Origin of the sequence: Dokdonella sp. (genome assembly GCF_039926425.1) — a bacterium.
In the GTDB taxonomy this organism is placed as follows: Bacteria; Pseudomonadota; Gammaproteobacteria; order Xanthomonadales; family Rhodanobacteraceae; genus Dokdonella_A.
This window is the reverse complement of record NZ_JBDSWZ010000223.1, coordinates 1-9,870: the sequence shown is the minus strand read 5'-3', so window position 1 is coordinate 9,870 and position 9,870 is coordinate 1. Positions and strand designations below refer to the sequence as shown.

Genomic DNA, 9,870 nt, shown 5'->3' with positions numbered 1-9,870 from the left:
TGCTTGCGCACGACCGGGTCGTATTTCTTGACTTCCATCTTGTCCGGCGTGTTCTTCTTGTTCTTGTCGGTCGTGTAGAAGTGACCGGTGCCGGCGGTGGAGATCAAACGGATCTTGTCGCGCTTGGATGCCATGATTCAGTGCTCCTCAGATCTTCTCGCCGCGCTTGCGCAGCTCGGCGACGACGACTTCAATACCGCGCTTGTCGATCGTGCGCAGCCCGTGGCTGGACACGCGCAGGGAAATCCAGCGGTTCTCGCTGGGAATCCAGAAGCGGCGCTCGTGCAGGTTCGGCAGCCAGCGGCGCCGGGTCTTGTTGTTGGCGTGCGAAACATTGTTACCGGACTGCGCGCCCTTTCCGGTGACCTGACAGACTCTGGACATGCGAACCTCGAGTTTTCGTTTCCACCCTTGGCCAGGATGGCGGCGGCCCAGCGGCGGCGATGCGCCATGCGATGCTGGAATAGCTCGGCCGGACGACGCGGGCGGACCGCATACCGGAATTCCGCGTGCCCCTGAGGCTTGAGAACGGCAAAGCTAGCCGCGCTTTATAGCGGAATCATGGGTTTGCGGCAAGAGGTCGCTCCGGCGGGGGCTATTCCAGCCACGCCGCCCGCCGCCTTCCCTTCAGTTGCGACGCGGATTGCCTCAATCAAAGTCAGCAAAGAACAGCTCATCGAGCTTAAGGAGCGTCACCACGTTCTCGGCAGGCTTGCCGACCACAAGGACGTCGCTGATCGCATCGTAATCGAATGAAAGCGATGCTCCCTCGCCCTCGACCTGGCCAATCACGCTGTTGCTGCGGTCGATGCTCCCGTTCTGCGGGCCAAACCCGCGGAGAAAGGTGACTGCCCCGGCATTCCAGATCACCCCGTTGCTTCGACTGGGCGACGTGATGACGTAGTTGCCATTGGCGACAGCCGTCATGCGTGGAAACCCTTGACTCTCGTCGGTCGTGATACCCGTGAATGAATTGTCGGTAGACACCCGACCAACGCTGCCATATGCGCCGCTTCCCCAAGTGACGGCGCCAACCCGCGCTCCATCAAGGTTCCACTGCCCGCTGTAGACCACGTAGTTCCCATTCGTCAATGCGGTCGCTTGCCAGTTACCCACGAGGTCATTCTCCGCAGAACCCGTCAAGGAATTCGCACGCGAGACCGGTGCAACGCAAGCGTCGCCGCCCGCGTCGCACCATGTCGCAGCTCCGACCCGGGCCACAGTCCCATTCGCCCAATAGGGACTGCTGACAACATATCGACCGTTCGGAAGGGGCGTCACCCCTGCACTCCCGACAATATCGTAGGGCGCGCCGCCGACCAGCGAATTCAGAGCCGAAACGGGTCCCGAACAACCGGTGACTCCGCTGCACCACGTTGCCGCGCCGACCTTAGAAATTCCATCCTTGCTCCAGTAAGGACTTGTGACCACATAGTTGCCGTCTGTGAGTGCGCCTGATTGCGGCCCCCAGCCAACACGGTCATTGGCGATCGAACCTTGCAGCGAAATCGCCTCCGACAACGGACCAACGCATCCCGCCTTGCCGTCGCACCATGTCGAGGCGCCAACATCCGCGAGGGCGCCCGCATCACGATAGGGTGTATGCACGACGTAGTTTCCGTTGGTCAACGCGGTGATGCGCGACTGCGCGAAGTCACCGTCATTTGTTCCGACGAGCGAATTTTGCGTTGACACTCGACCGACCAGGCCTGAGGTTCCGCTCACATGAGTCGCGGAACCCACAGGTACGCCGCGTTCATCATGCCAATTTTGATCTTTGACGACAAAATCGCCACCACTCAACGGAATGACACCCGCAGCGTCATTGCCGTCGCCGAACTGACCCAGCAAATCGTAGTCGGTGGATCCTGTCAGGGAATTGGCTTCCGTGACCGCGCCTGTGCACCCGTTGCCGTCGGAGCACAGCGTGACAGCACCGACGTACCGCGTCGTGCTGTTGCTCCACCATGGACTGGCGACAACATAGTTGCCGTTGCTGAGCGCGATGACTCCGAGCCCAACTTCGTCGCCATCCGCATTGCCGGTCAACGAGTTGGACGCGTTGACCGTTCCGACGCAGCCGCCGCGTGCGCAATGGGTTGCCGCTCCGATGGGGTGGGTGACGTCACTCCCCCAGTTCGGGCTACTGATAACGTAGTCGCCATTCGTCAGCGCGGTTACTCCCCCAACGCAAACCGAATCGCTGTCATGCGCGCCAACAATGGAATTATTCGCCGACACCATGCCATCAAGACCGATATTTCCGTCAACCCAAGTCGCTGCGCCCATGTCATGGGTTGCGCTGCTGTTGCTCCAGCGAGGACTGCAAACGACGAAGTCGCTGTCGCGCACCACTTGGAGGCTCCCGCTGCCAATGCCGTAACCGGTCAGTACGCTGATCAGTGAGCCGGAAGATCGATAGAGAAAAACGGCACCCAATGAATCTTGCGTGCCTGGAGGTGTGTATTCGGCAATCACCACGATATTGCCGTTCGGCAGCGCCTTCACGCGCCCGAAATTCGTCGTACCGGGAGGGCCTGGCAAATCGATCTGCGAAGCTTGGGCGTCGCCGAACAAGGTGCACAGCAGGCAGCTGAGAGCGAGCGCGACTGCGAGGTTTCGGGGCTTGGGGCGTACGGTGTCGAGGTTCATGCTGCAGTCCTTGCGCGATTCGGATTTTTCACGGAAACATCGCGGTTATGATCAAAGCTCTTCCGTAACGGTCCGCTTCGAGCGCTTGATCAGCCATCCGACGCCGCGCAGGTCCGCGATGCCGACGAGCGCGCGATTGAGGTTGTTGTACTTCGACACGCCGGCGCCGCGCGAACGGTGGTTCACCGGCACGCTCAGCACGTGCCATCCCGCGCGCTGCATCAGCGCGGGCAGATACCGGTGCATGTGATCGAAGTAGGGCAGGTCGAGAAACGCGGCGCGCTCGAACAGCTTGATGCCGCAGCCCGTGTCGGGCGTGTCGTCGTGCAGCAGGCGCGACCGGATCGCATTGGCCCAGCGGGATGCCCAGCGTTTGCTGCCACTGTCCTTGCGGTCGACCCGCCACCCGGCGAACAGCTTGATCGCCGCCTGGGATTCGGCGCGCATCGCAAGCAGCTTCGGAATATCCGCCGGGTCGTTCTGACCGTCGCCATCGAGTGTCGCGATCCAGCTGCCGCGCGCCGCCTTGACGCCGTTACGGATCGCCGTGCTCTGACCGCTCTGGCTGACGTGCCGGATCACGCGAAGCTCGGGATAGGCCGATTTGGAGTGCGTCAGGACAGCAAGGGAATCGTCCTTGCTCGCATCGTCGACGTAGACGATTTCAAAATCTGCGCGGCCGCGCAGCGCAGCCGCGATCTCGGCGAGCAGGGGCGGAATGTTGTCGCGCTCGTTGAACACGGGCACGACGACGGAAAGATCGGGCATGGCGTTCCGGGGACGGACGAAAGACGTGCATTATCCCTCAGGCGCGCGCGCATCGCAGCGAGTCGCCATCCGCAGAGACAGAACGGGTGTCAGAACGCGCCGGCGGAGATGTTCGGGGAGCCTTCAATCGCGAGTCGCCAGCTGTGCTCGAGTGCGTCGAAACGACCGGAATCGGGCGCCAGCATCACCAGCGTGCCATTCGCCATCGGCACTTCGCGGCCGGCAAGACCACTGCGCTGGAAATCCTGCGTCGCTTTCGCACGATGCTCGACCACGTAGACGACGCTGACCGGCGCACCGCTTTCCGGCATCACCATGTGCACGGTGCGAAATTTGCCGATGCCGCATTCGCTGACGTAGGCCACGTCGGCCGGGACCGACGCAAGCGTGACGCCGCGGTCGGAGAACGCATGGCGAATGTCGTCGGTGGGCAGTGCTGCCGTCTTTTGCAACGCGTCGCGCTCATCCGGAGCAATCACGTGGGCGGCCACCAGATCAGGCAACGCCGCACTGGGCAGCGATGAGCCGGACTGGCGCAACAAGCCGACGCCAAGCACGAGCGACGCCGCTGCTGCGAGCGCTACCCATGTCACCCGACGTCGTACGTTCCGCTGACGCTGTCGATCGCCGGTCAGTTGAGCGAGCAGGATGCGATCGGCCAATCCGTCAGGAACCGGAACCGCCATCGCATTCGCCAACCGCGCTTCAAACGCCAGTGCTCGCGAGTGCGCCTCGGTGCAGCCCGCGCATCCGTCCAGGTGCGCGCGCGCGGCCCGGTCGAGGGTTCGCGGATCGGCTCCGAGCTGGCGACGGAACTCAAGGCAGTCCATACAGCACCGCCTCCTTCTCACCGCCACCAAGCAGTGTCTTCAACTTCTGTCGCGCGCGGAAGACCTGCGTCATCACGGCGGCTTCGGTGATGTCGAGCTGGCGCGCGATCTCGGTGCACGAGAATCCGCCGAGCACCTGCAGCACCAGCGGTTCGCGATACTTCGGTTCGAGTTTGCCGATCGCTGCGCGAAGCACCGAATCCTCGCCCAGATCCTCCGGGCTCGGCCCGCTGTCGCTGAGCTCGAGATCGGCGATATCGGTGGTCGGCATCGGCTTGCGCTCGTACAGCCGTGCATTCTCGCGGCGAAGAATGGTGGTCAACCAGGCCTTCGCCGCAACGTTTTCGCGCAACGAATCGAGCGAGCGCCACGCGCGCAGGAAGGTCTCCTGCACCAGATCCTGCGCGAGCGCATCCTGACCGCAGAGCCAGTACGCATATCGGTACAACTCGGTTGAATGCGCACGCACGAGGGCCTCGAACTGTTGCTGGCGGTTGCTCACACCAGCAAGGGACCGGGGATCATCGTCAGGGCTTTCAACCGCCGTCATGCGTTCGCGTCAACTCTCGAAGCCGTCCTCGAAGATGAGGTCCGGCGTGGTGACCGTGAATTCTACCGGGATCGCCACCAGGCTGTGCGCGCTGTCATTGCTGTGCAGGCACAGGTTCGCGTCGTAGACCCCTTCGGTGAGGCTCGCCGCGTCGAGCGTCACACCGACGATGGACGGCGATCCGGCGGCCGGCACCGATCCGCTCGCCAGCGCCACGCCAAGCCATGGCACCGTCGCCGGTGTGGAGCAGTCTGTGGCGGCCATGTCGAGCGTCCAGTCGAGGGTCGCATCGCCGGCGTTTGCGATGTCCAGGTTGCTGGTGGTCGAATTGCCCACTGCGGCGGTTCCGCTGATCGCGGTCGGGTCGACGATGACGGAAGGCGAGCCTGCGCCGCCGACAATCGTGATGACGCCGGCCATGCCGACCCCGCCCGAGTTGCCGTGGATCTCGCAGAAATAGCCGACCGTACCCGCCGTCGCAAATGTCACCGTCGCGCTCCAGGCGGCGGCCGAGGCAGCGCCATTTCCGCCAGCACCGTCACCGTCGCACCCGGCGGCGCAACGAAAGGCCGGCGAGACACCCGTGTCGGATTTGACGTTGTGGAAGCCGAGGTCGGCAACGTCGTTCTTGAACGTGACGGTGTCGTTGACGTTGATCGTGAGCGTCGCCGGATCGAAGTTTCGGCCACCGGGTCCATTGCGCGCGACGACGACGTGGTCGGCGGCAACGGCGGAAAAAGACGCAAACGCAAGAATGCTCGCTGCAGTGAAGTGAAGGCGGCGCATGACGGATCTCCGATGGGTGGCCGTAGGCCGCGTGGCTTACCGCCCCACGGCCGACGCAGCATGCAGGACCGCCACCCAAGACGCGAGAGTGAAAACCCCCAGCGCCGACGTGATTTTTTGTGACGGAGCGTCAGCGCAGGTGCGCAAGGATCCCTTCGAGCTCGTCGAGGCTGTGGTAGTGGATCACCACCTTGCCACGCCCGTTTTTCCCGTGCGCGACGCTGACCCGCGTGGCGAGTTTTTCCGCCAGCTCCCGTTCGAGCGCGGCCACGTTCGGGTCACGCGCGGCACCAGATGCGGATCTCTTGCCACCGGTGGTTGCAGGCGAGCGCCGCACCGCGGCCTCCAGTTCGCGCACCGACCAGCCTTTTTCTGCTGCTTCACGTGCGAGTGCCACCGCGCGGACTTCGGGCAGGGTCGCGAGCGCACGCGCGTGTCCCATGTCGAGCTTGCGCTCGTCGAGCAGGCGCTTGATCGCGGCCGGCAGATCCAGCAGCCGCAGCAGATTCGACACCGCGGCGCGCGAGCGCCCGACCGCATCGGCCGCCTGCTGATGAGTGAGCCCGAATTCCTCGATCAGCCGCGACAGCGCCTGCGCTTCCTCCAGCGGCGAAAGGTCCTCGCGCTGGATGTTCTCGATCAGCGCCATCGCGACGACCGCCTGGTCGCCAACGACTTTCACCAGCGCCGGGATCTCGTCCAGACCGGCCTTCTGCGCCGCACGCCAGCGGCGCTCACCCGCGATCAGTTCGTAGCGATCCTTGCCGATCGCGCGGACGACAACGGGCTGGATCAGGCCCTGCGCCTTGATCGATGCGGCCAGCTCCTCGATTTTTTCCGGATCGAAAGCTTGCCGGGGCTGAAACTTTCCGGCTTGGATCGCGCCAACCGGCAGCGTGCGCAGTTCACCGTCCTGTTCGCCACCGGCCTCGGCAGCGGCGTCGCCGCCCCCAAGCAGCGCATCGAGGCCGCGTCCGAGTCCGAGTCCGCGTTTCTTCGCTGCCATCGAAATTCCTGGGTTCAGTGCGCCGCGACGCTGGCGGTCGGGCCGCGTTCGCGCCGCAGCATCTCGCCGGCGAGGCCGAGGTAGGCAATCGCGCCGCGCGATTCGCGGTCATAGAGATTGATCGGCTTGCCGTGACTGGGGGCCTCGGCGAGGCGGATGTTGCGGGGGATGATCGAGCGGAACACCTTGTCGCCGAAATGCTTGGTCAGCTGGAGCGAGACCTCGTTGCCGAGATTGTTGCGCACGTCGTACATCGTGCGCAGCAGTCCCTCGACTTCCAGCTGGGGATTGAGTCGCATGCGGACCGCCTTGATCGTGTCGAGCAGGCTCGACAAGCCTTCCAGCGCGAAATACTCGCACTGCACCGGAATCAGCACGCCGTGCGCTGCGGTCAATGCATTGATCGTCAGCAGGTGCAGCGTCGGCGGGCAGTCGATCAGGATCGTCTGGTAGCGATCACCGAGTTTGGCGATCTGTTCCTTCAGGCGCGACTCGCGCGCGAGGCCGTCCATCAGCTTGAGCTCGGCGGCGGTGAGGTCGCCGCTGCCGGGCAAAAGATCGAAGCCGCCTTCCGTCCGCACGATGGCCGCGTCGATCGGCGCCTCGTCGAGCAGCACTTCGCAGCCGTTCGGCTTTGCCGTGCGCTTGTCCACGCCGGATGCCATCGTCGCGTTGCCCTGCGGATCGAAGTCGATCAGCAGCACCTTGCGCCGCGTTTCGGCCAGCGCGGCGGCGAGATTGACGGCCGTCGTGGTCTTGCCGACCCCGCCCTTCTGGTTCGCTACCGCGATGATGCGTGTCATGTGGAACCAGCCTGCCCTTGATCGCCCGTCGCCGAGCTCCGGGCCCGCTTGATTACCACGACGTGGCGCTCCGCGTCCAAACCGGGGACGGCCAGCGCGCGGATTTCGTCGATTCGGAACGCAGGTGGAACCTGCGCGAGTTCATCCTGCGGGAACCGACCCTTGAACGCCAGCCACGCACCGTCGGCCGCCAGCAGATGCCCGCCCCAGGCGAGCATGTCGGCCAGACTCGCGAACGCGCGCGCAGTGATGCAGTCAAATGCGCCGTCGACCGCTTCCACGCGCTTCTCGGCGACGGTCACGTTCTTCAGGCCCAATTCGCGCACTGCGGCACGCAGGAAGCGCGTCTTCTTGCCATTCGAATCGACCAACGTCACCGCACGCTCGGGGGCAATGATGGACAGCGGGATGCCGGGCAAGCCGGCACCGGTGCCGAGATCTGCCAGGGTCGCCCCGCTCACCAGTGGAACGATCGCGAGTGAATCGAGCAGGTGGCGCGTGACCATTTCCGCCGGATCACGCACGGCGCTGAGGTTGTAGGTCGCGTTCCAGCGTGCAAGCAGCGCAACGTAGGCCAGCAACGCCTCGACGACGTCGCCGGACAAGTCCAGTTGCAGCGCTGTCAGGCCGGCGTCGAGGCGTTGCCGCAGCGGATCGCGGTCAGCCATGGGAGCTCGCAGACGATTCGAGGGCGCGCAGTATCGGTGTGGGCGGCGCGAAAATCCATCGCCGTGCCGACGGCCCTTCTGCGGATCAGGACTGCAGCGACAAGTCGACGCGCGCGATCAGCAGCCCGCATTCGCGAAGTTCGGCGTTGAGCGCCTGCTTGATCGCAGCGCGACGCTCTTCGAGTGTCAGGGGCAGGTCGTGCGCGCTGAACAACCGGTGGGTGGCAGCACGCAAGCGTTCCTCCACATCCTCCATCACCACTTCTGCGCGCTCCGGGTCGAGGACCTGGAAATACACCACGCCGCGGTAAGTGCTGTCGTCCCGCGTCAACCTTTCAACCGCGACTGCGGCGCCCGCCAAGCTGATCTTGTGCGTGACGCGCTCGACCAGCGGCATGATGAGGTGGGTTCCAGCACCGACGATGCGCACGTGGCCGCCCATCCGGCGGTACGCGTAGACATGGCCTTGAGGAATGCGCCGGACCGAGGCGAGAACGAGCAAGGTCAGCGAGCAAAAAGCGGTGAGAACAATCGGGGACAACATGGACTTGGCTCTTCGTTGCGTGTCGATCACGCTTGCATGAAGTGGACCATGTTAACGGCTCCTAAACTAACGAACGCTTAACAGTTTTGCCCATTGGCGATCGGCGAAGGATGATTTCGGGCCGTTTTCAAGCGATTCCGGTTCGGAAAGGCCGACGCGGTGGCGCGCGTACAATGCCGACTTTCCGACTGTAATCCCGGTCTGCCCGCCATGTCCTTTCCGAACACGCGCATGCGCCGCATGCGCCGCGACGCCTTTTCGCGTTCCCTGATGCGTGAAACCGACCTCACGCCCGCCGATCTGATCCTGCCGGCGTTCGTGCATGAGGGTCGCGACGTCAGCCAGGCGATTGCCTCGATGCCGGGGGTTGAGCGCGTGTCGATCGACAGGCTGCTGCGCGTCGCCGAAGAGGCACACCGGCTCGGCGTCCCGGCGATCGCGCTGTTCCCGGTCACGCCGCCCGAAGCGAAGTCGCTCGATGCGCGCGAAGCATGGAACCCCGACGGTCTCGCGCAGCGCGCTGTCCGGGCGCTGAAAAACGAGTTCCCCGAGCTCGGGGTCATCACCGACGTCGCGCTCGATCCGTTCACCACCCACGGCCAGGACGGTCTTGTCGATGACGCGGGTTACGTCGTCAACGATCCCACCGTTGCCGCATTGATGAAGCAGGCGGTCTCACACGCGCAAGCCGGCGCCGACATCGTGGCGCCGTCCGACATGATGGACGGGCGGATCGGCGCGATTCGCGCGGCACTCGAATCGTCGGGCCAGATCCACACGCGCATCCTCGCGTATTCGGCCAAGTACGCGTCTGCGTTCTACGGCCCCTTCCGCGATGCGGTCGGCTCGGCCGGCAACCTCGGCAAGGGCAACAAATATACCTACCAGATGGACCCGGCCAACACCGACGAGGCTCTGCGCGAAGTGGCGCTCGATCTCGACGAGGGCGCTGACATGATCATGGTCAAGCCGGCGATGCCGTATCTGGACATCGTTCGACGCGTGAAGGAACGGTTCGGCGTGCCGACATTCGCGTATCAGGTCAGCGGCGAATACGCCATGCTGAAAGCGGCGGCGCAAAACGGCTGGCTCGACGAGCGCGCGTGTGTGCTTGAAGCGCTCACTGGCATCCGTCGCGCCGGCGCCGACGCGGTGCTGACGTATTTCGCCCTCGATGCGGCGCGCTGGTTGCGCGCCCCGCACTGATGGCCCTTTCCGCGACGCGGTCGGCTCGGCCGGCAACCTCGGCAAGGGCAACAAATA

12 protein-coding genes are annotated in these 9,870 nt (G+C 64.3%); 1 reads left to right on the top strand and 11 read right to left on the bottom strand.

Features of this window, described 5'->3' with window-relative positions; all coding sequences use genetic code 11:
• The 11 genes from rpmG to ABIV12_RS12875 form a co-directional block, all read right to left on the bottom strand.
• A partial coding sequence (gene rpmG, locus ABIV12_RS12925; RefSeq protein WP_348059919.1) for a 50S ribosomal protein L33 occupies positions 1-134 on the bottom strand: 134 nt, incomplete at its 3' end.
• 13 nt (positions 135-147) lie between these two features.
• Positions 148-384, bottom strand: coding sequence for a 50S ribosomal protein L28 (gene rpmB, locus ABIV12_RS12920; RefSeq protein ID WP_348059917.1), 237 nt, complete (start codon positions 382-384; stop codon positions 148-150).
• Between the two features lie 264 nt (positions 385-648).
• Positions 649-2,652 (bottom strand): hypothetical protein, encoded by a 2,004-nt coding sequence (locus ABIV12_RS12915; protein WP_348059916.1) that lies wholly within the window; start codon positions 2,650-2,652, stop codon positions 649-651.
• A gap of 51 nt (positions 2,653-2,703) precedes the next feature.
• Positions 2,704-3,420, bottom strand: a complete 717-nt coding sequence (locus tag ABIV12_RS12910; protein WP_348059914.1) for a glycosyltransferase family 2 protein — start codon at positions 3,418-3,420, stop codon at positions 2,704-2,706.
• Between the two features lie 89 nt (positions 3,421-3,509).
• A complete protein-coding gene (locus ABIV12_RS12905) occupies positions 3,510-4,250 on the bottom strand; it encodes a DUF3379 family protein (protein WP_348059912.1) in 741 nt (246 codons plus the stop codon).
• Complete coding sequence (locus ABIV12_RS12900; RefSeq protein ID WP_348059910.1) at positions 4,237-4,752, bottom strand: sigma-70 family RNA polymerase sigma factor; 516 nt, start codon at positions 4,750-4,752, stop codon at positions 4,237-4,239. Before ABIV12_RS12900 ends, ABIV12_RS12905 begins: the two co-directional genes overlap by 14 nt.
• A gap of 57 nt (positions 4,753-4,809) precedes the next feature.
• Positions 4,810-5,586: a plastocyanin/azurin family copper-binding protein gene (locus tag ABIV12_RS12895; protein WP_348059908.1), complete on the bottom strand. Its 777-nt coding sequence runs from the start codon at positions 5,584-5,586 to the stop codon at positions 4,810-4,812.
• 130 nt (positions 5,587-5,716) lie between these two features.
• On the bottom strand, positions 5,717-6,592 hold the full coding sequence (locus ABIV12_RS12890; protein WP_348059906.1) for a ParB/RepB/Spo0J family partition protein: 876 nt from the start codon (positions 6,590-6,592) through the stop codon (positions 5,717-5,719).
• A gap of 14 nt (positions 6,593-6,606) precedes the next feature.
• Positions 6,607-7,395 carry an AAA family ATPase gene (locus ABIV12_RS12885; protein ID WP_348059904.1) on the bottom strand — a complete coding sequence of 263 codons (789 nt, stop codon included), beginning with the start codon at positions 7,393-7,395 and terminating at the stop codon, positions 6,607-6,609.
• A complete protein-coding gene (gene rsmG / locus ABIV12_RS12880; RefSeq protein ID WP_348059901.1) occupies positions 7,392-8,063 on the bottom strand; it encodes a 16S rRNA (guanine(527)-N(7))-methyltransferase RsmG in 672 nt (223 codons plus the stop codon). The genes ABIV12_RS12885 and rsmG overlap by 4 nt, the downstream gene beginning before the upstream one ends.
• A gap of 85 nt (positions 8,064-8,148) precedes the next feature.
• Entirely contained in the window at positions 8,149-8,607 is a 459-nt protein-coding gene (locus tag ABIV12_RS12875; protein ID WP_348059899.1) for a hypothetical protein, read from the bottom strand.
• A 210-nt stretch (positions 8,608-8,817) separates the two neighbouring features.
• Between ABIV12_RS12875 and hemB the strand changes: the two genes are divergently transcribed.
• Complete coding sequence (gene hemB, locus ABIV12_RS12870) at positions 8,818-9,813, top strand: porphobilinogen synthase (RefSeq protein WP_348059897.1); 996 nt, start codon at positions 8,818-8,820, stop codon at positions 9,811-9,813.
• Positions 9,814-9,870 lie beyond the last annotated feature (57 nt).